The sequence below is a fragment of the Winogradskyella sp. HB-48 genome, from assembly GCF_049942685.1.
GTDB lineage: Bacteria > Bacteroidota > Bacteroidia > Flavobacteriales > Flavobacteriaceae > Winogradskyella.
This window is the reverse complement of record NZ_CP187934.1, coordinates 2,220,087-2,243,626: the sequence shown is the minus strand read 5'-3', so window position 1 is coordinate 2,243,626 and position 23,540 is coordinate 2,220,087. Positions and strand designations below refer to the sequence as shown.

Here is a 23,540-nt window from a genome sequence, read left to right as displayed (position 1 = left end):
AATAACTAAGATTATTTCTTAAACTTAGCGTATTTGTTTTTGAATTTATCAATACGACCAGCTGTATCTACCAATTTAGACTTACCAGTGTAGTAAGGATGAGAAGTTCTAGAAATTTCCAATTTCACTAATGGATATTCAACACCATCAACCTCAATAGTTTCATTTGTCTCAGCAGTAGACTTAGTTAAAAATACGTCATCGTTAGACATGTCCTTAAATGCTACTACTCTATAATTTTCTGGATGTATTCCTGCTTTCATCACTAAATGCTTTAAATAATTTCGATTTTTTCGAGGTGCAAATTTAAGTAAATTTTGTTATTCTACAATCTTTTTAAGATTTTTTATTTCACCTTTTTAGTGTAACAATTTAGTATCTTTGAGTACTAACTAGTCAATTAACTAACAAAATTAACCTTATTATGGAAAATCAAAAACCTTCTATTAAGCCTATAGCATATACTTACGGCCTATATTTAGCACTGCTAAGTATTGGAGGAATCGTTATTCTTTATGTAATTAATCAAGAAAAAAACTGGATTATAAGTACAATAAGTATAATATTAACTATAATGCTATATTATTATGGTATTTCTACTTACAAAAAACAAAACGCCAACCTATTATCAATAAAAGAAAGTCTAAAAGTCGGTATGGCTATGGCATTAATTAGCGGTATTATTGCTGCAATATATGCAGTTATACATTATGGACTTATTCAACCCGAATTTCTAGAAGGTAAAAAAGAAGAAGCCATACAGCAAATGATGACTCAAAATCCAAACATGGAAGGTGAGCAATTAGATATGGGAATGAAAATAATTGATATCACTACTTCTAAATTTTTTATGGCCACTATGTTTATTTTAGCCAGTCTATTCTTTGGCTTCATAATTTCGTTAATTACAGGTGCCATTATGAAAAATGACCGTTAATATCCTTAAATAATTTACTTATTTTTGAAGTCTATAATTAGACCTTTCAAAATATGAACATATCAGTAGTTATACCACTACTCAACGAACGCGACTCTTTAAAAGAATTACACGATTGGATTGTATCTGTGATGCAATCCAATTCGTTTTCTTATGAGATTTTATTTATCGATGATGGTAGTACTGATAATTCTTGGCAAGTTATATCTCAACTTGTTGACCAAAATCCCAACGTAAAAGGGATTCGGTTTTTAAAAAACTTTGGAAAATCCCAAGCTTTACATGCTGGTTTTGCTGCTGCGAAAGGAGATGTTGTTATCACTATGGATGCCGATCTTCAGGACAATCCTGATGAAATCCCAGAGTTGTATAACATGATAACTGATGATGGTTTCGACTTGGTTTCAGGATGGAAAAAGAAACGTTTCGACTCTGTAATTACCAAAAATCTACCATCTAAACTTTTTAATTGGGCAGCTAGATGTACTTCTGGTGTAAAACTGCACGATTTTAATTGCGGAATTAAAGCGTACAGCAATACCGTTGTAAAACATATTGATGTCTATGGCGAAATGCACCGTTACATACCTGTATTGGCAAAAAATTCTGGGTTTACCAAAATTGGCGAAAAAGTTGTAAAACATCAAGCTAGAAAATATGGCCAAACAAAATTTGGAATGAATCGTTTTATCAATGGCTTTTTAGATCTTATAACCATATGGTTTGTGTCTCGTTTTGGTAAACGCCCAATGCATCTCTTCGGTGCGCTTGGTGTAGTAATGTTTATCATTGGTTTTGGTTTTGCATTTTATCTAGGTTTGGATAAATTGTTCTTTAACCCAACGGGACGACTTATAACTGAAAGGCCTCAATTCTACATCGCACTTTCTACAATGATCATAGGCTCGCAATTATTCATTGCAGGCTTTTTAGGAGAATTAATTTTAAGGACAAAGCGTCAACAACAACGCTACTACATTAAGGAAGCATTAAATATTGAAGACAACGTGCAATAATAGGCTAGATTTAGCAATGCATGTTTAAGATTTTTTACCTTTGTGCAATAATACTTTTTACCTATGATTTATATTAAACCAGAAATACTAGAGCGTGTAAACACATGGCTAACACCATCTTTTGACAAAGACACACAAGACCAAATTAAAGATATGATTGCCTCTGACCCAAAGGGATTGGAAGAAAGCTTCTATAAGAATTTAGAATTTGGAACTGGTGGAATGCGTGGTATAATGGGTCTTGGGACTAACCGAATCAATAAATACACGCTTGGTAAAAATACACAAGGACTAAGTAACTATTTAAACCATGTTTTCTCAGGCGAGCAAGTAAAAGTAGCTATTGCATATGATTGTAGACATAATAGCAAAACCTTCGGAAAGGTAGTTGCAGATGTGTTTTCTGCAAACGGTATAAAAGTATATTTGTTTGAAGATTTAAGACCTACGCCAGAATTATCTTTTGCGCTTAAGCATTTGAATTGTCATTGCGGCATTGTATTAACAGCATCTCACAATCCACCTGAATATAATGGGTATAAAGTATATTGGCAAGATGGTGGTCAATTGGTGCCACCACAGGATAACGAAATCGTTACTGAAATAAACAAACTTGATTATTCTGAAATTAAGTTCGAAGCCAATTCAGATTTAATTCAATATATAGGAAAAGATGTTGATGATGTTTTTATTGATGCCTCCATTAAAAATGCAAGTTTTAATACTTCAACCGAGGCCAAAGAAAATTTAAATATCGTTTTCACATCGCTTCATGGAACATCTATCATGGCAATACCTGAGACTTTAAAACGTGCTGGTTACACCAATGTAAGCATTGTTGAAGAACAAAAAGATCCTAATGGTGATTTTCCTACTGTGGTTTCTCCAAACCCTGAAGAGCCAGAAGCTTTAAAAATGGCTATGAAGTTGGCAGAAAAAGTTGACGGAGATATTGTTATAGGCACAGATCCTGATTGTGACAGATTAGGTGTTGTGGTTAGAAATTTAGAAAATGAATTGGTAATTCTAAATGGTAACCAAACCATGATTTTAATGACAGATTTCCTTTTAAAACAATGGAAAAACCAAGGTAAAATTAATGGCAAACAATTTGTAGGCTCTACAATTGTATCCACACCAATGATGTCTGTTTTAGCTAACGCATTTAATGTGGAATGCAAAATTGGTTTAACTGGCTTTAAGTGGATTGCCAAAATGATTAAAGATTTCCCAGAACTTGATTTTATAGGTGGTGGTGAAGAAAGTTTTGGTTTTATGGTTGGTGATTTTGTACGCGATAAAGATGCTGTGACCTCTACCCTTTTAGCTTGTGAAATTGCAGCACAAGCTAAAGCTGAAGGAAAAACATTATATGAAAAACTAATCGACTTATATGTTGAGCATGGATTCTTTAAAGAGCGTTTAATTTCTCTAACCAAAAAAGGAATTGAAGGTGCACAAGAAATCAAACAAATGATGGTTGATGCCAGAAATAACCCATTAAAAGAAATTAATGGAGAAAGAGTTGTTCTTATAGAAGATTACCAAACGTCTGTGGCCAAGAACCTTCAAACGTTAGAAGAAACAACTATAGATGTACCAAAGTCTAATGTTTTAATCTACTATACAGAAGAAGGTAGCAAGATAGCATTACGACCAAGTGGTACAGAGCCTAAGATTAAATTCTATATAAGTGTCAATACAGATTTAGACAATGTGTCTGCTTTTGCAACAACGGAGCAGTTATTGGAAGACAAGATTGACGCTATCCTCAAGGATATGAATTTATAGTGCATGAATTATTTTAAACAAATCATTGGCTTTGCCAAACCTTATAAGAGCTATGCTATTCTAAATATTATAAGCAATATCTTTTATGCTTTGTTTGGTACGCTTGCCATGGTTTCTCTTTTTCCCATGCTTAACGTTTTATTTGATAAAACCAAGCAGATAAATACTAAGCCAACCTGGGAGGGCATAGCTAATATCAAGGATTATCTAGAAAGTTATTTAAACTATTTCGTAACCCAAAAGGCTAATGAAGGGCACGATGATGTTCTTATTTTTATGGTAGTTCTGGTGGTCAGCATGTTTTTGCTTAAAAATCTGTTCAGCTATCTGGCGATGTACTTTATTACCTTTTTAAGAAACGGTGTATTAAAAGATATTCGTAATGCGCTTTATGATAAAGTCGTTGACTTACCCATTGCTTACTTTTCTGAAAAACGTAAAGGGGATACTATAGCTAGGATTACAACAGATGTTCAAGAAATTCAAACGTCATTCCTATCTATATTAGAACTTATTGTAAGAGAACCGTTAATGATTCTTTTTACTATTATTACCATGTTTCTTATCAGCGCAAAGCTCACTTTGTTTGTTTTTATTTTTATTCCTGTGTCTGGCTTCATTATTTCAAGAATTGGCAAAAGTTTAAAAAAACGTTCAGATAGAGTTCAAAGTGAACAAGGTCAGTTATTATCCATTATTGAAGAAACCTTGGGAGGACTGAAGGTGATTAAAGGATTTAACGCTCAAAAAATCTTTGGGTATAAATTTAAGGATTCTACCAATCGCTTTAATAAGTTCTCCAATAATCTACTCCATCGCCAAAATTTAGCGTCGCCAACAAGTGAGTTTTTAGGCATTTTAGTTATCTCTGTTTTACTATGGTACGGAGGACGAATGGTTTTAAACGATGGCAATCTTGAAGCAGGTCTTTTTATAGTTTATATGGGATTGGCATACAACATTTTAACGCCTGCAAAAGCTATAAGTAAGGCTAGCTATAGTGTTAAAAAAGGAAATGCTGCAGCTGAGCGTGTGTTAGAAATTTTAAACACAGAATCTCCATTGGCAGATGTGCCCAATGCCAAAACCAAAACCGATTTTAAATCGCAAATTAACCTTGAGAATATTTCATTTAAGTATGAAGATGATTTAGTCCTTAAAAATTTCACACTTAGCGTTCCTAAAGGAAAAAGTGTGGCACTTGTTGGTCAGTCCGGAAGTGGAAAAAGTACTATTGCCAATTTGGTAACACGTTTTTACGATGTTAACGAAGGTATTATCTCTATTGATGGCGAAAATATAAAAGGCCTTACAAAGCATTCATTGAGAAACTTAATGGGTCTAGTTACTCAAGATTCAATATTGTTTAATGACACTATTAAAAACAATGTTTTATTAGGTAAAGAAGATGCTACAGATGAGGAAATCGTTGACGCCTTAAAAATCGCCAACGCATGGGAATTTGTAAAAGATTTACCTCAAGGCATTGACACTAATATTGGCGATTCTGGAAACAAACTATCTGGTGGACAAAAACAACGTTTAAGTATTGCGCGTGCTGTATTAAAAAATCCACCTATTATGATTCTCGATGAAGCAACTTCTGCTCTAGATACAGAAAGCGAACGTTTAGTACAGGATGCTCTAGAGAATATGATGAAAAACAGAACCTCTATTATTATTGCGCATAGACTCTCTACGATACAAAATGCAGATCTCATTGTTGTTATGCAAAAAGGTGAGGTTGTTGAGCAAGGAACTCACTCAGAACTTCTCGCAAAAAATGGCGCTTATAAAAAGCTGGTAGACATGCAGAGTTTTGATTAGTTTCTTTTAATCTGTTCTATTTCCATAAAGGTCTTACCACCAAATCCATCTATATCTACAGCATTACTTTCTGCTCTTATTCTTAATTCCACCGTATCGGAAACTGCCAAAGCAACTAAACAATTTACTTGACGCATAACATCACCAACATTATGGTGGTTATGAGTTGACTCAGCATAAAGTGTTCCATTAACATATACTGCTATTCCAAAATAACCTGTGTTTGATTGAGCAGTTGTATGATAGCTTGCATTTACTCTATAATACCCTGCACTTGCTGCCGTAAATGTATTCGTTGTTGTGTTAAACTCACCATTAGTGTCAAAAATCTCATTATCAAAATCTATATTAACCCAAGTCGCACCAGTTGCAGACTGATTATAAGTACCAGATAAATTAACTCTAACAAGTGATAATGCTGAATTATCATTTTTATCTACCCAATCGACATTACCTGCACCATCAGTTTGCATAATTTGACCTGTTGTGCCGTCAGAATCTGGCATAACATAAGAATTCCCTACTGTAGTCCCTATGGAGACATCTCCCAAAAAGTATCCGGCAAAACTCCCTGATTTCAAAACATTAGAATATACACCATAATGTGTACCACCGGCAATAGTACTTATGGTATTATAAGAGCCATATTTAGCTCCAGTCCCATTTCCTTCTAATAAATTGTAAGTTCCATAATGGTTTCCATCACCGTCTTCTGCTATAAGATTGTAGCTGCCGTATACATCTGAATTACCACTCGTAGGAATAGAAGCAAATAAATTGTAGACTCCGTACTTTGTTCCTGTAGAGCTTGAGTTAAAAAGATTATAAAGTCCGTACTCTGGACCTGAGGAAGATGCACCAGATTCAAAGTTTGTTCTAAAACCTGTTCTTGCTTCAGTATTCGCTGCATCACTTCCTATAACATTGAATACACCTACGAGTTCACTAACTAGATTGCTATGAGACATAAAATTATACATACCATACTTATTACCAGAACCAATACCTTCAAAATCACTACGTAAGCCATATTGAATACCATTCCCAGAAGCCGTTATATTATTATAAATTCCATAACCCGTACTGTTTGATGTATATGACAAAACATTGAAAACAGCTGTTTTAGAACCGGTTGAGCTTCCTGTTAGGAGGTTAAAAACACCCCTTTCATTACCTGAATCATTATAATTAAGTTCATTGTAAACACCATAACGTAAATTCCCACCTGTTGCATCCGAACCACTTAAAAAATTAGAAACACCATAGTGATTTGATGCACCTCCTGATATAGTATTTAAAACTCCATACTTTTGAGAACTATTATTGCCAATCAGTCTATTTTCAACACCACGTATTGCAAAGCCACCACCTGCTGTTATTTCATTTCTAAGACCCCTTATAATATTTCCTATTCCTGGGTTCTGTGTTCCTGAAATATTATTATCTATAGCTATGCGATTACCATCAATATCACCAGTAACTGTTATATCAACAGCCTTGAGTCCAGTGTCTTCTGTGATATCTAACTTATAATCCGCTGTGACCTGTCCAATACCAACATTCCCTTGGGTGTACATATCATCAGTAATATCGTTTGGTGCCGTTGTTGTCCCTTCTTCATAAAAATCGGCATCGTCCACCTGTGCTTGCTGTATGGCTACCCATTGTGCGCCATTAAAAAAGTAAAAGCCTTCTCCATTTCCTCCAGTAACACTGGCATTGGTATTCCAGATTAACAAGCCGGTGGCTGGAGCATTGATTGGTGCCGTTGTATCCGCAACATCTATCAAATTGACTCGTGGTACCAAAACCCCTTTATCCGCAGCGGTTATATCTAAAATTGACGAAGGATCTGGAGTGGTAGTTCCAACACCAACCTGAGCAAAAATACAGGTAGAAAAAACTAGGGAGAATAGTAGGGAAAAGATTTTCATTGCATATTAGTCTTAAAAATAGAACAAAACCAATGTACAATTTTTCAGCAACATTCTAAAAATATAATCGTGGTAACTACAAAAACATCAGCTAAATAGAAGAATTAATACCATTAAAAAAGGATGCATATTACATGCATCCTTCTCATTATTGTTACCAGATTTGGGGAAACTGATAACAGTTAATAGGTTAAGCTGTGTCAAACATATAACAAATAAAATTACTAAACAAGAAAAAAATGCTTTTTATCGTATTTTTTTGCATTTTATCGATAATTACAATTATAATTATCTGATTTTCAGCACAATAAATCAAGATTGAAATAATATTTTTTTTCAATTAAACTTTTAATAAATTTTAAGGTCTAAATACCAAAGTAATTTACTTGATAAACGAAACGGATTTCATACTACGTCTTAAAGACCCTAAATCTAAAGAAGCCGCTTTTAGAGAACTGCTCAGTCTCTACAAAGAGCGCTTATATTGGCATATCCGTAAGATTGTAATCTCTCATGATGATGCTGATGACGTATTGCAAAACACATTTGTTAAAGTATATCGTTGTATAGACAAGTTCAAAGGAGACAGTAAACTATACTCTTGGTTATATCGTATAGCAACCAATGAATCTATTACTCATATTAATAGAAATGCCAAGCGAATGCAGATAACCAATGAAGAACATCAAAACTTAGCAATTAATAATCTGGAAGCAGATGTTTATTTTGAAGGAGATGAGATTCAACTAAAATTACAAAAGGCTATTGCCACACTTCCTCAAAAACAGCAACTCGTATTCAATATGAAGTATTTTGATGAAATGAAATACAAAGAAATAGCCGAAATATTAGAGACTAGTGAAGGGGCTTTGAAGGCTTCTTACCACATAGCCGTAAAAAAAATAGAAAGCTTTTTAACTTCAGATTAAACCATTTTATTATTTTGAAGTCATAGTAGAAATGAAAAAAGACAAATTACATAATATCAAATCCAACGGTTTTAAAACACCGGATAATTACTTTGAGTCTTTTGAAGACAGATTCTTTGAAGCTCTAAGTGATAATAAAGCTATTGATGGTATTAACGACGCTGGTTTTACGGTACCCGAAGGTTATTTTGATACAATAGATGAAAAAGTCTTAAATAATTTAGAGGATAAACCAGCAGTCCGACTTAATACAAGAAAAACATTATACTATGTAGCTGGTATTGCAGCTTCTCTTCTATTATTGTTTGCAATTTTCATAAACAATGGTGATAAAACTCAAGAATTATCCGCAGAAATGGTTGAAACTTACTTTGAAAACAGTGATTTAGACAGTTATGAGTTAGCCGAATTATTGGTTAATGCAGATATTCTTGAAGAAGATTTTACTCTAGTAGAAACTGAATACAAAGAAGAAAACTTAGAGTCATACCTTTTGGAAAACACGGATATTGAAACCATTTTACAACAATAAAAACATTATAATGAAATCGAAGATTCACGAATTCTTCGTAAAATTTAAAAGACATGAGTAAACAATTAATACCAATACTATTTTTACTTATAAGCTTTACAGGCTTTGCACAGAGAAATGGTGAAATTCAAGAAAAAATAAAAGCTCAAAAAATTGCTTTTATTACAGATAAGCTAGAACTAACCTCTGAGGAGGCTCAACAATTTTGGCCAATTTATAATGAATTTGAAGATAAAGTAGAAAAGATTAAATCTGAAGATTTAAGACCTCTTAAGATAGAAATGCGCCAAGGCAATGTTAGCGATAAGCGAGCAAACGAAATTTTGGAGAAACTCATCAAAGCTGAAGATGAAATGCACAATGCCAAACAAGAACTTATTGTAGATTTAAAAAAAGTTTTACCCGCAAAAAAAATCATAATGCTCCAAGTTGCTGAAGACCAGTTTAACCAAAAACTTTTAGACAAACTAAAAGACTTTAGAGAACGCAGACAAAACAGACGAAACTAATTTAAAAGAGACCTATGTGTCTCTTTTTTATTCCCTAAAGGTTAACTTACTTATACGACCTTTTCCAGCTGCATACGCAGTAGAGTCGTTTAAAAATCTTATCGTATAAAAACCTTCATCACTCAAATGCGTCCATGTATAACCAGAATCGTTACTATAATCAATACCTTTAAAACCAATAGCGACTAACTCCTTGGCATTAGAGTTTGGTATGTATTGTACACAACTTCTATAACCTGGCCCTTTGCCATTAGCTACCACTTGCCAAGTTTTGCCACCATCTGTTGTTTTTATTTTGTTGTTTAAAGTGTCATTAGGTTTTGTGTAATCTCCACCAATTGCAAAACCATTATTTTCATCATAAAAGTCTAAAGAATACATACCTGTAGTTTCTTTTCCTTGAATAATAGGTGTCTCAAAAACTTCCCAGGTTTCACCCTTGTCTGGCGAATATAAAATTCTGCTAGCCTTGCCTCCAGTTGCTACCCAAGTATGGTCTCCTACAATAGCAATATTAGTATCACTAGCCGCAAAAGCGGCCTCACCTTCTTTGGCTTTTGGCAAATCATCACAAGATAGTTTTGTCCATGTCTCACCACCATCTCTGGTAATAATAATACTCATGCAATCGTCCGTTGGGTCACCAATGGCAATACCTTCTTGGTCATTCCAAAAATCCATGGAGTCATAGAAGGCTTTTTTATTATTTTCATAATAGACAAGTCTTCCATCTTGAAATAGTTTTGCTGGACTCCCTATTGATAATGTAAAAGTATAATCCCCTTGAAAAGCTATTGATCTGAAATTACTAGGAATTAATGTGTCTTCAGTAAAAGACCAATAATTGCCTTCCTCGAAATCTGATATATAAGATAATATACTCCTCAAAATTTTACCGTTAGAAGTCGCAGCTACAACCCTTCCCTCATTAATCTCCAAAGCCCTAACATTCAAGAGCGAATCTTGTAACAAAGTTTCTATTTCAACTTTTGAAAAATTTCTAGATTTCAAAGGCTCTTCTGATTTACAAGAACAAAAGGCAAATAGTAACAAACAAAACAGTAAAATTCTCATACTTTCAATTTTCCTTAAAAATAGAAAAGCTTTGCGATAATATCGCAAAGCTTTTCATATTAACAATAATCAATCAAATAATACGTCTATAATGTGCCACTGAAAGACAAATTATTGAACTAACTCAATCTCTTTTTTTAGATTTTACCCTTTTATCACGACGCTTTATGGCATCATTTATAATTTTAGAAAGTTGTGCTTTTTGCTTATCGTTGCATATTTCTCTAACCTTTCTAAAATGCTTGTACATCTCTAAATCTTTGTTTTTCTCCTCAAGTGCAATCAAATCTACTACAGAATCTAAAAAAGCCTCTGATATTTCCTGATTACCGATATTAGAATACATTTCCTGTTTTAGTTCACTAATTCTTATAGAGTACGATTTCATTTTTTCAAAGTGCGTGCTTTTCATCGCATTATATGCCTCTTGTTGCTCTTGGTTAAAGTTCAATTCTTCAACCATAGAAAAACGAGGCTTATGGTCTTTGTGCCCATACCTTCCCACATAATGGAAAATAAAAAACACATTAGACAGAAAAAGAACAATGAGCAGTGTATATAAAATAGTTTGCTTTTTCATGTTTTAATTAATTAAAAATAGAAGTATAAGTCTCATCCCCAAAATCATATGTATCCACAAATTCTTCAACTGTTGTATTGTATTCATCTGAAGTCAACACCTTGTACGCATATACATTTAGTAAAATAACCACTATTAGTGTTGCGATCTGATACTTTGGTGTAAACCATGACCAAACCTTCTGAGTTTCTTCTACTTTGGCAGTTACATTGTTCAAAATTCTATCCTTTAGAAAAGGAGATACCTTTACCTCTTGGATAGCATCTACGGCATTTAGCGTAGCGTTTACTTTTTTATTAATCTCAGAATCTTTCATCATAAATCATTTGTTATTTAGATGCTTAAGTTTTAAAAAACTTGTGCTAAGTTTCATTTTTGTAATAGTTATACAAGACCTCTTGTAAGTTTTTCTTTGCTCTAAACATAAGGGATTCAACAGATGATACACTTTTATCTGTTATATCTGCAATTTCCTGATAGCTTTTGCCATCAATCTTATGCAAGGTAAAAACAGTAGACTGGCTTTCTGGTAAACCGTTAATGGCCTTAAATAAGGTTTCGTTTAGTTCTTTGTTTTCCAATAAAAATCCAGGATGGTTAAACTCAGTAAAATAATTAGTCTTATCTATTGAGAATTCTTCTCCAAATAAAGGTTTTAAAAACCCAGTTCGCTTTTTGGTATTCTTTTTTCTTATAAACTCTAAACACTTATTAGTAGTAATTTTGTAAATCCATGTAGAGAGTTTAGAGTTTCCTTTGAATGTAGAGATTGAATTATAGACTTCCAAAAAGACTTCTTGCACCAAATCCTCAGCATCTTCTTTATTGGGCACAAAGGAAATGCAAGTACCAAAAACTTTTTGCTGATAAGCATCTATAAATTGAGAAAATACAGCTGTATTTCTTTCCTTTAATTGTTCTATTATTTCCTCTTCTTTCAAATTATCTTTAAGAAATTACTGCAATTTAGTTGAGATGCTTAAACAATAAAAAACTTGTACACTTTTTTTAATTTTAAAAAAGACTTTACAATCAATGCAGTAGCACATCTCAACTTTTATACTACCTTTGCATGCTAATTTTTTTTAATGCGACTACACAGAAATTTATGTTTTGCGGTTATTGATGGTTTACACAAAATCTTCAATGAAAATGAGTATGCAGATAAAGTGGTACAACAATTGCTAAAGCGCGACAAACGTTGGGGAAGTCGCGACAGAGGTTTTGTTGCAGAAACTGTTTATGAAATTGTAAGATACAAGCGATTGTATTCAGAGATTGCAAACGTAAAAGCACCTTATGATAGGGATAATCTTTGGAGGGTTTTTGCGGTGTGGGCAACACTTAAAGGCATAAAACTACCTGACTGGAAATATTTCGCTGATACTCCAACCCGAAAAATCAAAGGTCGTTTTGATGAACTTTCTAAAATTAGAAAGTATCGCGAGTCCATACCAGATTGGATGGACGATTTAGGTGTTAAAGAATTAGGCGAACAAATCTGGTCTGAGGAAATTGCCATGCAAAATGAGCAGGCAGATGTTATCTTAAGAGTTAACATTCTAAAAACGAACAAAAAGGATTTACAATTAAAATTACAGTCCGAAAACATTGAGACTGAATTTTTACCAGATTATCCGTGGGCATTAAAGCTAAAGGAACGTGCTAATGTTTTTATGACCGAAGCTTTTAAAGAAGGTTGGTTTGAAGTTCAGGATGCTTCATCCCAACTGGTTGCGGATTTCTTGGATGTAAAACCAGGTATGAAAGTTGTTGATGCTTGTGCAGGTGCTGGTGGAAAAACTTTGCATTTGGCATCGCTTATGGAAAATAAAGGTCAAGTGATTGCTATGGATATTTATGAAAGTAAATTGAAAAAGCTAAAAGTTAGAGCAAGACGAAATGGAGTTCATAATATTGAAATGAAAGTTATAGACTCTACAAAACCGATTAAAAAATTACATGGAAAAGCCGATAGATTATTGATTGATGCTCCATGTTCTGGTTTAGGTGTCTTAAGACGAAATCCTGATGCGAAGTGGAAACTTGAGCCTGAGTTTATTGAAAATATTAAAAAAACGCAAGCTGAAGTATTAGAACAATACTCTAAAATGGTAAAATCTGGTGGCAAAATGGTTTATGCCACGTGTTCTATTTTACCATCTGAAAATGAAAAGCAAATTGACAATTTCTTAACTTCAGAAAGCGGAAATGAATTTAAACTTGTAAAGGATAAAAAAATATTAGCCCACAAATCTGGATTTGACGGATTTTACATGGCATTACTGGAAAAGAAACACTAAAAAGTATGAAACAATTTTACCTATTAACAATAACTTTACTCATAACCTCGTCTGTATTTTCCCAAATCCCTTCAGGTTATTATGATTACGCGACAGGTACAGGTTATACCTTAAAAACCCAATTAAAAAAAATCATCAATGATATAGACGATCCTGAGATTAGTAATGCTATTGAACAACTGCATCAAGATCAAGGCTACAATGCTATGGATGGCTTTATAGCTACTTATGACTTGGATAATTATTATGAAACGGGCAGCAACACTATTTTAGATATTTATTCAGAAAATCCTAGTGGTAGTGACCCTTACACTTACACACCAATAACTGACGAATGTGGTAATTATTCTGGCGAAGGTGATTGCTACAATAAAGAACATGTTATTCCTGCTTCTGTTTTCAACGATGCCACACCAATGTATAGCGATGCACATGAACTCTTACCTACAGACGGGAGAGTTAATGGTTTTAGAAGCAATTATGCATATGGAGTTGTAGATGATAGCCAGCTATTGAGTCAAAGTGGTATTTCGAATCCTACTCAAAATGGATGCAAAGTTGGCAACAACCTCAATAGCGGTTATTCCTCTGGTTACAGTGGTATCGTTTTTGAACCCATTGACGAGTTTAAAGGCGATGTAGCAAGAATCTATTTTTACTTTGCCACCCGTTACGAAGATCAGGTAAGTGCTTGGAGTTCATTTGATATGTTTGATGGCAGCAACGATAAAGTGTTTACAGATACATTTTTAAACATTTTACTTACCTGGCACAACAATGATCCTGTATCTCAAAAAGAAATAGACAGAAATAATAATATTTTCTACAACCATCAAAATAACAGAAATCCATTTATAGACCATCCAGAATTTGTTAATCAGATTTGGAATGCAACACCAGATACGGAAGTTCCTTCTGAGCCAACAAATTTAATTGCCAGTAATCCTACCGATAATAGTATAGATTTAAACTGGACAGCTTCAACAGATAATGTTGCTGTAGCTTCTTATGATGTATACATTGATGGAATTTTTGCTTACAACACAGGAAACATCAATACAAATACAACAGCAACTGGTCTACTTCCTAACACAAACTATTGTTTTACAGTAAAAGCTAGGGACACTTCTAATAACGAATCTGGTTTTAGTAATCAAGACTGTGAAACAACAACAGATAATGGCTCTTCAGGAGGAGACATCGATATTTTCTTTTCAGAATATATTGAAGGTTCTGGTAGTAATAAGGTTTTAGAGATAGCCAACTTTACAGGCGCTAGTGTTAACTTGTCATCCTACACATTAAAGCTAAGCGCTAATGGCAATGCCTCTTGGGGAACACCATATTCATTTCCTGCTGGTACATCGATTGCCAACCAAGATGTGTTTGTCATTGCTAACGGTGCCTCTACCGTATGCACATCGGAATATGACGACCTAAACAACGCTATAACATCGTTTAATGGTAATGATGCTATTGGATTATTTAAAAATGATGTACTTATAGATATTCTTGGTGATTTTAGCAGTAGTGCTAACTATGCCCAAAATACAACACTAGTAAGGAAACCGACTGTAGACAGACCGACTATAACTTTTGATATTAATGAATGGGATAGTTTTGGATCTAATAATTGTGATGATTTAGGCACTCACAATCAAACTTTAAATGTTGATAGTTATATCGAAAACAAAGTGTCACTTTATCCAAATCCTGTAAAATATAATCTGAATATCGATTTAGGGAATCAACAACCAACAACAATAGAAATTTTTGATGTTCTAGGAAAACGCGTTTACAAAAGGACTATATCAACTTCTGGAAGCATCAACCTTCAAAATTTAAAAACAGGAATTTATATCATTAAATTCACTCAAAACAACAAAACGGTTAGCAAAAAACTGATAAAATCTTAATTAAAAAAGCAGTTCAAAATCGAACTGCTTTTTTTGTTTAAAACCTGTTGAATAACTCTATCAATTGACATTCTTTTTATAGTTGCATTATTTCAAAATGAATTAACTTTGTGTTTTTATTTTTCACACCAAACACAACACTCAAATGATTCATTTCTTTGGAAACCAAAACAGCAAAGTTTTTGCTGTTCAAGCCACAAAAGAATTATCAACTGAAACCATCTCAAAATTGGTATGGTTATTTGGCAACCAGCCAAAAATAGAACAAGCATCACTAGATGCTTTTTTTGTTGGTCCTAGAGCCGCTATGATTACTCCTTGGAGTACCAATGCTGTTGAAATCACCCAAAATATGGGGATTTTAGGAATTCTACGTATTGAGGAGTTTACATCTGTTTCAGAAGATTTCAAAGGTTACGATCCAATGATTTCAGAGAAATTTAATGGTTTATCTCAAAATGTTTTTACTATAAATATTCAACCTGAAGCCATTCAGAATATTGAAGATATAGCAGCATACAACCAACAGGAAGGATTAGCGCTTAGTGAAGAAGAAATTGAATATTTAGAAAGTGTCTCTAAAAAAATAGGACGACCACTAACAGACTCTGAAGTATTTGGTTTTTCACAAGTAAATTCAGAGCACTGTCGTCATAAAATTTTTAATGGTACGTTTGTTATAGATGGTATAGAAAAGCCAACATCCTTATTCAAAATGATTAAGGAAACATCTAAGCAACATCCTAACGACATTGTTTCAGCTTATAAAGACAATGTTGCTTTTATTAAAGGACCTGTTGTTGAACAGTTTGCTCCAAAGCGTGCTGATGTACCTGACTATTACCAAACAAAAGATTTTGAATCTGTAATTTCCTTAAAAGCAGAAACACATAACTTCCCTACAACAGTAGAACCCTTCAATGGTGCTGCCACAGGTTCTGGTGGTGAAATTAGAGACCGTCTTGCTGGTGGTAAAGGTTCTATCCCTTTGGCAGGAACTGCCGTTTACATGACTTCGTATTCGCGACTAGAAGAAGAACGTCCTTGGGAAAAGGCATTTCCTGAACGAAAATGGTTATACCAAACGCCCATGGATATTCTTATTAAAGCTTCCAACGGTGCTTCAGATTTTGGTAATAAATTTGGTCAACCACTGATTTGCGGTTCTGTATTGACCTTTGAACACCAAGAAGAAAATGACAAACTTGGTTATGACAAAGTCATAATGCTTGCAGGCGGTATCGGTTATGGCAAGGCTGACCAAGCGATAAAAGAAACGCCTAAAACAGGTGATAAAATTGTGATTTTAGGTGGAGATAACTATAGAATTGGTATGGGAGGTGCTGCTGTTTCATCTGCTGACACAGGTGAGTTCGATACGGGTATAGAGCTAAATGCCGTTCAGCGTTCCAATCCCGAAATGCAAAAACGTGCTGCTAATGCTGTACGTGGCATGGTAGAAAGTGATGAAAATTATATAGTTTCTATTCACGATCATGGAGCTGGTGGACATTTAAATTGTTTATCGGAATTGGTCGAAGATACTGGCGGACATATAGATTTAGACAAACTCCCTATTGGAGACCATACCCTTTCGGCTAAAGAGATTATTGGAAATGAATCTCAAGAACGTATGGGATTGGTTATTGCTGATGAGCATCTTGAAATATTGCATAAAATTGCAGACAGAGAACGCTCACCTATTTATGATGTCGGTGAAGTAACAGGCAAACATCGCTTTACATTTGAATCTAAAACTAAAGGTGACAAACCAATGGATTTAGCCTTAGAAGATATGTTTGGCAGCTCTCCCAAAACAATAATGAACGACATCACATTAGAAAAACAGTATTCGGGCATTACTTATAGCAAAGACAAATTTTATGATTATCTCGACCAGGTCTTACAACTTGAAGCTGTGGCATGTAAAGATTGGCTCACCAATAAAGTCGACCGCTGTGTTGGTGGTAGGGTGGCGAAACAACAATGTGCTGGCCCACTACAGTTACCATTAAATAATCTTGGTGTTATGGCTTTAGATTTTAAAGGTAAAGAAGGTATCGCAACAAGTATTGGGCACTCACCTATTTCAGGACTCATTGATCCTATTGCTGGTAGTCGCAATTCCATTACCGAAGCGTTAACTAATATTATTTGGGCACCATTAAAAGATGGATTAAAAAGTGTTTCGCTTTCAGCCAATTGGATGTGGCCTTGTAAAAACGAAGGTGAAGATGCACGATTATATGAGGCAGTAAAAGCCGTCTCAGAGTTTGCTATAGAATTAGGAATCAATGTACCAACCGGTAAAGATTCCTTATCCATGAAACAAAAATATCCTGATGGAGATGTTATTTCACCTGGTACGGTTATCATTTCGGCAGCTGCTAATTGTAACGATATTACTAAAACGGTAGAGCCTGTTTTTCAGAAAAACAAGGGTGATATTTATTATATTAATGTATCTCAAGATAATTTTAAATTGGGTGGTAGCTCGTTTGCACAAATCAATAATAAAGTTGGGGAAACAACTCCAAGTATAAAAAGTGCATCGTATGTAAAAACAGTTTTTAATACCCTACAAAATTTAATTAAAGACGATAAAATCGTTGCAGGACATGATGTAGCTTCAGGTGGACTCATCACCACACTTTTAGAAATGTGTTTTGCGGATAATAATCTCGGTGCTGAATTGGATATTACTTCTTTATCTGAAAAAGACTCATTCAAAGTCTTGTTTTCTGAGAATTGCGGTATTGTTATTCAGTCTTTAGATGATAGTATTGAAAACACATTAACCGAGGCTGGTATTGATTTTCAGAACATAGGTAAAGTGACTAATGCTGATGTATTAGGTATTATTAATGGAAATGATGTATTTACCATGACCATCTCTCGTTTAAGAGACATGTGGTACAAAACCTCTTACCTACTCGACCAAAAACAAACCGCTAATGGTTTGGCTAAAACACGTTACAACAACTACAAGCAACAACCACTTCAATATACGTTCCCAAATCATTTTACGGGTAAATTACCTAATATTGATAACACTAAACCTAGACCTAAAGCAGCCATTCTTAGAGAAAAAGGAAGTAATTCTGAACGTGAAATGGCAAACGCAATGTACCTAGCTGGTTTTGATGTTAAGGATGTGCATATGACCGATTTAATCTCGGGTCGTGAAACGTTAGAGGACATTCAGTTTTTGGGCGCTGTTGGCGGATTCTCAAATTCTGATGTACTAGGCTCTGCAAAAGGTTGGGCTGGAGCCATCAAGTATAATAGTAAGGCAAACGAAGTTATTAAAAAATTCTTTGAAAGAGACGATACCTTATCGGTAGGTATATGTAATGGTTGCCAACTCTTTATGGAGTTAGATCTTGTTAATCCAGACCATGAGCAACACGGTAAAATGGTACATAACGATTCCCATAAACATGAAAGCTCATTCACTTCGGTTAAAATTCAAAATAACAATTCTATTATGCTTTCAAGTTTAGCCGGTCATACACTAGGGGTTTGGATTTCGCACGGTGAAGGGAAGTTTCATTTACCATATTCTGAAGACAACTATCATATAGTTGCTAAATACGGTTATGCTGAATATCCTCATAACCCTAATGGTTCTGACTATAATACTGCAATGATGTGCGATAAAACAGGCAGACACTTAGTGACCATGCCACACATAGAGCGCTCTACATTTCAGTGGAATTGGGCATATTACCCTAAAGACCGAAAGGACGAAGTTTCACCTTGGCTTGAAGCTTTCGTGAATGCTAGGAAATGGATTGAAAAGCATTAGCAATATAAAACTAATTCTAAGCCACTTTTAATTTACTCATTTTTGCCTTGTAAGCTTTGTTAACAGATCGCTTCATTAGTAATGAAACAATAAGTGCCACAACAAACAGTACTGAAAACACCTTTAGTGTAATGTCTAAAGAACCTGTTGAGCGCTTTACTACGTCATAGATAGTTGGTCCCACAACACCCGCGAGTCCCCAACCAGCCAATATCATTCCATGGATAGCACCTAATTGTTTCGTACCAAATAGGTCACCTAAAAATGCAGGTAGGGTTGCAAAACCTCCGCCATACATAGTAATCACCGTAAATAGAATGAGTAAGAAAAGTAACTCCATTGTTATCTCAGGTAAGAAATAAAATGCCAATATCTGAAACACAAAGAACAGAATATAAACATTGGCTCTTCCTAAATAATCTGAAAGACTCGACCATAAAATTCGTCCAAATCCATTAAACACCCCAATAAGACCTACAACGGCTGCTGCTTCCATTGGAGTGTAACTTAACTTTTCTTGCATCATAGGACTTGCGGCTGCAATAACCGCTATACCACACGTGATATTGATAAACATCATAATCCACATGTAATAAAAGCGTGAAGATTTTAATGCTGCATTAGCCGTTATATTCGAAATATCCTCCTTAATAGTTTTACCCTCGCCTGGTTTAAAGCCATCTGGCAAATACCCCTCTGGTGGTTTTTCAATGTATCGTGAAGACGATAAAATAAGTATCATATATATTGCGCCGAGAATATAAAATGCCATAGAAACACCAACAGATTCAAACAAAGATTGCATGACTGGCCCAAAGATTAATGCCGAAAATCCAAATCCCATTATTGCCATACCAGTCGCCAAACCACGTTTGTCCGGAAACCATTTTACCAACGTACTTACCGGTGTTATATAACCAAGCCCTAGTCCAATACCACCAATCACTCCATAGCACAAATAAAATAAAGATAATGACCCTAATTGTACGGCCAAACCAGAACCCAATATACCTATACCATAAAACAATCCTGCTGCTGTACCACTAATTTTAGGTCCTACTTTTTCTACCCAGCGACCAAGAAATGCTGCAGATAAGCCCAATAGCAGAATTGCTATTTTAAATGCCCATTTAATAACACTGCCTTCAACATCAAAAATGTCCTTTACAGGATTTGTAATAACAGAGTAAGCATAAACCGAACCAATTGAGATGTGAATTCCAACTGCAGAAAGTGCTATTAACCAACGGTTTTTTAATTTTTGAGTATTCATATCTAATTAGTTTTCATTTAAATAATTACTATTGCGTTTATCAATTAACTACTACAGATTTGAAATAGGGTCTTAAAATTTCCTTTGCAATTTCAATTTCATTTTCGGTATTCTCTCTGGCATCTTTCAACTGATAATCCCAACCTAACTCCTTCCATTTATGAACACCAAGTTTATGATAAGGTTGAATTTCTATTTTTTCTATGGATTGATAATCTTTGAAATATTCACCCATTGACACTAATAATTCCGGATGATCTGTAATACCGGGAATTAAAACATAACGTAACCACATGGTTTTTTTTGAACGTTCTCTGTATTGAGAAAAATTGAATGTAGTCTGGTTATTCTCCATACCTGTGATATACTCATAGCCATCTTCAGTCATATGTTTAATATCCAGCATTACTAAATCCGTATACTTATCCATAAGCTCCTCTGCAAAATGATTAAGTATTCTACCATTTGTATCTAAAGCGGTATGAATGCCTTCTTCCTTCAATTTTTTGAATAACGGAATAAGTGCCTTTGCCTGTAATAATGGCTCACCACCAGATACTGTGACACCACCATTTTTTCCGAAATATGACTTTGACTTTAAGATTAAATCAAAAAGTTCATTGACATGGTAAGGTTTACCACCTTCCATAGCAATAGTATCAGGATTATGGCAGTACAAACACTTTAATTTACAGCCTTGTAGAAAGATTACAAATCGTACTCCAGGACCGTCATGCGTACCAAAAGATTCAATGGAATGAACGTTTAATATGTTTTCTTGCGTTTTAATAAGCTTGGAATTTAAAAAGCATCTGAAAAGAGATTTTCAGATGCTTTTATTAGTCAAATTACATCGTTTCATGGAACGATCTCGAAATCACCTCTAACTGTTGTTCTCTTGTAAGTCTAACAAAATTAACCGCATAACCAGAAACTCTAATGGTTAGTTGTGGATATTCTTCAGGATGTTCCATAGCATCAAGCAATGTCTCTTTATCTAACACATTAATGTTAACGTGCTGTGCATCGTGCTCAAAATACCCATCGAGTATTGACGTCAGATTCTCAACTCTGGTTTCAATATCAGAACCTAAGGATTTTGGTACAATTGAAAAGGTATTAGAAATACCATCTTGAGCATCTCGATAATTGATTTTAGCTACCGAATTTAATGATGCTATAGCGCCAAGCTCGTCGCGACCATGCATAGGGTTAGCTCCTGGCGCAAATGGCACGCCTAATGCTCTACCGTCTGGAGTTGCCCCTGTTTTTTTACCATAAACAACATTAGATGTTATGGTTAAAACAGATAACGAAGGTTCTGCATTTTTATAAACCGGGAATTGCTTAAGCTCATTATTAAAATCTGCTACAGCTTGAGCTGCAAGATAATCTACGCGATCGTCATCATTACCGTACTTAGGGAATTCACCTTCGATTTCAAAATCAACAGTTAATCCTTTTTCGTTTCTAATTGGTTTAACCTTAGCATATTTAATAGCTGACAATGAATCTGCAACAATTGATAAACCAGCTATTCCATAGGCAATATTTATATGCGGATTTGTATCAATTAAAGCCATCTGAGCTTTCTCATAATAGTACTTATCATGCATATAATGAATGATATTCATAGTATCACTGTAGACTCTTGCAATTTCTTGCATAGCAATTTTGAAGTTAGTCATCACCTTATCAAAATCTAAAACCTCATCTTTATCAATTGGTACACCATCAAAAATCCGTACACCAGTTAACTCACATTTACCGCCATTTAGGGCCAGTAATAAAGTTTTGGCTAAATTGGTTCTAGCTCCAAAAAATTGAATAGACTTACCTAGGTCCTGATGCGATACACAACAAGCAATACCATAGTCATCACTGTAGCGTACTTCTCGCATTAATCTATCATTTTCAAATTGTAACGAAGAGGTTTCTATGGCAACCTTAGTACAGAATTTTTTAAAGTTTTCAGGTAAATCATCAGACCATAATACCGTCATGTTTGGTTCTGGTGAAGGTCCTAAATTATATAGCGTATTTAAGAAACGATAAGATGTTTTGGTAACTTTTGTTCTACCATCCGAGAACATACCACCAATGGCTTCTGTTACCCAAGTTGGGTCACCAGCAAATATTTCATCATAAGCTTTCATTCTCAAGTGACGCACCATTCTCAACTTCATTACAAATTGATCAATGTATTCCTGAGCTTCAGCTTCAGTAATGATACCTTCACGTAAATCATTTTCGATATATATATCTAAAAACGTAGATACATTACCTAACGACATAGCTGCACCATCTTGCTCTTTTACAGCTGCTAAGTATGCCATATACGTCCACTGAACGGCTTCTTTCGCATTCTCTGCAGGTCTGCTTAAATCCAAGTCATACTTTTCACCTAAACGCTTCATGGCATTTAACGCCTTAATTTGTTCAGACACTTCTTCACGCAACCTAATGACTTCATCCGTCATAGGCCCTGTAATTTTTGTTAGATCTTCTTCTTTCTTTTCAATTAAGAAGTCTATACCATAAAGTGCAATACGTCTGTAATCACCGATTATTCTCCCTCTTGCATAATTGTCTGGCAAGCCTGTTAAAATACCAAGTGACCTGTATTTTTTAATTTCATCATTATATACATCAAAAACACCATCATTATGTGTTTTAACATATTTTGAAAAGAGTTCTGCTATCTTTTCATTTGGTTCTAGACCGTGCTCAGAAAGTGCATTTTGAACAACTTTAAATCCACCAAAAGGTTTCATAGTACGCTTTAAGAGCTCATCGGTTTGCAAACCAACAATTACCTCGTTTTCTTTGTCAATATATCCTGCTTCAAAAGCATCTATAGTAGAAATTGTATCTGTATCTATACAGCGTACACCATTATTAGCGCGTTCCTCTGCCATGGCATTTTTACAAATGTCCCAAAGCTTTTCTGTTTTGGTTGTTGGACCTTCTAAAAATTCAGCCGTACCGTGATAAGGTGTGATGTTATTAAAAACAAAACTTCTAACGTTTACTGATTCTGTCCATAGACCTTCCAGGAATTGTTTTACTTCCATGATTATGTGATTTTATATCTTAAAAAAATTATGTTTT

At 34.6% G+C, this 23,540-nt stretch carries 19 protein-coding genes; 10 read left to right on the top strand and 9 right to left on the bottom strand.

All coding sequences use genetic code 11. The features are described 5' to 3' along the window. Nucleotides 1–11: 11 nt before the first annotated feature. Nucleotides 12–263, bottom strand: a complete 252-nt coding sequence (locus ACPX19_RS10105) for a type B 50S ribosomal protein L31 (RefSeq protein WP_243471464.1) — start codon at nt 261–263, stop codon at nt 12–14. 161 nt (nt 264–424) lie between these two features. Here ACPX19_RS10105 and ACPX19_RS10100 point away from each other — a divergent pair, with 161 nt between their 5' ends. The 4 genes from ACPX19_RS10100 (at nt 425) to ACPX19_RS10085 (ending at nt 5,571) form a co-directional block, all read left to right on the top strand. After that, nucleotides 425–937, top strand: coding sequence for a DUF4199 domain-containing protein (locus ACPX19_RS10100; RefSeq protein WP_426429883.1), 513 nt, complete (start codon nt 425–427; stop codon nt 935–937). Nucleotides 938–990: 53 nt separating this feature from the next. Continuing rightward, nucleotides 991–1,953, top strand: a complete 963-nt coding sequence (locus tag ACPX19_RS10095; RefSeq protein ID WP_426429882.1) for a glycosyltransferase family 2 protein — start codon at nt 991–993, stop codon at nt 1,951–1,953. 63 nt (nt 1,954–2,016) lie between these two features. Continuing rightward, nucleotides 2,017–3,744, top strand: coding sequence for a phospho-sugar mutase (locus ACPX19_RS10090; RefSeq protein WP_426429881.1), 1,728 nt, complete (start codon nt 2,017–2,019; stop codon nt 3,742–3,744). 3 nt (nt 3,745–3,747) lie between these two features. Continuing rightward, nucleotides 3,748–5,571, top strand: coding sequence for an ABC transporter ATP-binding protein (locus tag ACPX19_RS10085; RefSeq protein WP_426429880.1), 1,824 nt, complete (start codon nt 3,748–3,750; stop codon nt 5,569–5,571). Here the strand turns inward: ACPX19_RS10085 and ACPX19_RS10080 are convergent. Continuing rightward, the gene (locus ACPX19_RS10080; protein ID WP_426429879.1) at nt 5,568–7,505 is read right to left on the bottom strand and encodes a hypothetical protein; all 1,938 of its coding nucleotides are present in this window, start codon (nt 7,503–7,505) and stop codon (nt 5,568–5,570) included. The genes ACPX19_RS10085 and ACPX19_RS10080 overlap by 4 nt on opposite strands. 386 nt (nt 7,506–7,891) lie before the next feature. Here ACPX19_RS10080 and ACPX19_RS10075 point away from each other — a divergent pair, with 386 nt between their 5' ends. The 3 genes from ACPX19_RS10075 to ACPX19_RS10065 are packed head-to-tail and all read left to right on the top strand — an operon-like array spanning nt 7,892 to nt 9,475. Continuing rightward, nucleotides 7,892–8,434, top strand: a complete 543-nt coding sequence (locus tag ACPX19_RS10075; RefSeq protein WP_426429878.1) for an RNA polymerase sigma factor — start codon at nt 7,892–7,894, stop codon at nt 8,432–8,434. Between the two features lie 31 nt (nt 8,435–8,465). Further along, nucleotides 8,466–8,966 (top strand): hypothetical protein, encoded by a 501-nt coding sequence (locus ACPX19_RS10070; RefSeq protein WP_426429877.1) that lies wholly within the window; start codon nt 8,466–8,468, stop codon nt 8,964–8,966. Nucleotides 8,967–9,019: 53 nt separating this feature from the next. Then, nucleotides 9,020–9,475, top strand: a complete 456-nt coding sequence (locus ACPX19_RS10065) for a sensor of ECF-type sigma factor (protein ID WP_426429876.1) — start codon at nt 9,020–9,022, stop codon at nt 9,473–9,475. Nucleotides 9,476–9,502: 27 nt separating this feature from the next. Here the strand turns inward: ACPX19_RS10065 and ACPX19_RS10060 are convergent, their stop codons facing one another. From ACPX19_RS10060 to ACPX19_RS10045, 4 genes are all read right to left on the bottom strand, one after another. After that, nucleotides 9,503–10,549, bottom strand: coding sequence for a WD40/YVTN/BNR-like repeat-containing protein (locus ACPX19_RS10060; RefSeq protein WP_426429875.1), 1,047 nt, complete (start codon nt 10,547–10,549; stop codon nt 9,503–9,505). Nucleotides 10,550–10,673: 124 nt separating this feature from the next. Further along, a complete protein-coding gene (locus tag ACPX19_RS10055) occupies nt 10,674–11,129 on the bottom strand; it encodes a Spy/CpxP family protein refolding chaperone (RefSeq protein WP_426429874.1) in 456 nt (151 codons plus the stop codon). A gap of 7 nt (nt 11,130–11,136) precedes the next feature. After that, nucleotides 11,137–11,448 carry a hypothetical protein gene (locus ACPX19_RS10050; RefSeq protein WP_426429873.1) on the bottom strand — a complete coding sequence of 104 codons (312 nt, stop codon included), beginning with the start codon at nt 11,446–11,448 and terminating at the stop codon, nt 11,137–11,139. A gap of 43 nt (nt 11,449–11,491) precedes the next feature. After that, nucleotides 11,492–12,070, bottom strand: a complete 579-nt coding sequence (locus ACPX19_RS10045) for an RNA polymerase sigma factor (RefSeq protein WP_426429872.1) — start codon at nt 12,068–12,070, stop codon at nt 11,492–11,494. 147 nt (nt 12,071–12,217) lie between these two features. On the opposite strand from ACPX19_RS10045, the gene ACPX19_RS10040 reads away from it, so the two are divergent. From ACPX19_RS10040 to purL, 3 genes are all read left to right on the top strand, one after another. Beyond that, nucleotides 12,218–13,432: an RsmB/NOP family class I SAM-dependent RNA methyltransferase gene (locus ACPX19_RS10040; RefSeq protein WP_426429871.1), complete on the top strand. Its 1,215-nt coding sequence runs from the start codon at nt 12,218–12,220 to the stop codon at nt 13,430–13,432. 5 nt (nt 13,433–13,437) lie between these two features. Further along, on the top strand, nt 13,438–15,348 hold the full coding sequence (locus ACPX19_RS10035; protein ID WP_426429870.1) for an endonuclease: 1,911 nt from the start codon (nt 13,438–13,440) through the stop codon (nt 15,346–15,348). Nucleotides 15,349–15,493: 145 nt separating this feature from the next. After that, nucleotides 15,494–19,156, top strand: a complete 3,663-nt coding sequence (purL, locus tag ACPX19_RS10030; protein WP_426429869.1) for a phosphoribosylformylglycinamidine synthase — start codon at nt 15,494–15,496, stop codon at nt 19,154–19,156. A gap of 16 nt (nt 19,157–19,172) precedes the next feature. Here purL and ACPX19_RS10025 read toward each other — a convergent pair whose 3' ends face one another. From ACPX19_RS10025 to pflB, 3 genes are all read right to left on the bottom strand, one after another. Beyond that, the gene (locus ACPX19_RS10025) at nt 19,173–20,429 is read right to left on the bottom strand and encodes an L-lactate MFS transporter (RefSeq protein WP_426429868.1); all 1,257 of its coding nucleotides are present in this window, start codon (nt 20,427–20,429) and stop codon (nt 19,173–19,175) included. A gap of 40 nt (nt 20,430–20,469) precedes the next feature. Further along, nucleotides 20,470–21,183: a pyruvate formate-lyase-activating protein gene (gene pflA / locus ACPX19_RS10020; protein WP_426432451.1), complete on the bottom strand. Its 714-nt coding sequence runs from the start codon at nt 21,181–21,183 to the stop codon at nt 20,470–20,472. Nucleotides 21,184–21,277: 94 nt separating this feature from the next. After that, the gene (gene pflB, locus ACPX19_RS10015) at nt 21,278–23,503 is read right to left on the bottom strand and encodes a formate C-acetyltransferase (protein WP_426429867.1); all 2,226 of its coding nucleotides are present in this window, start codon (nt 23,501–23,503) and stop codon (nt 21,278–21,280) included. Between the last annotated feature and the right edge of the window lie 37 nt (nt 23,504–23,540).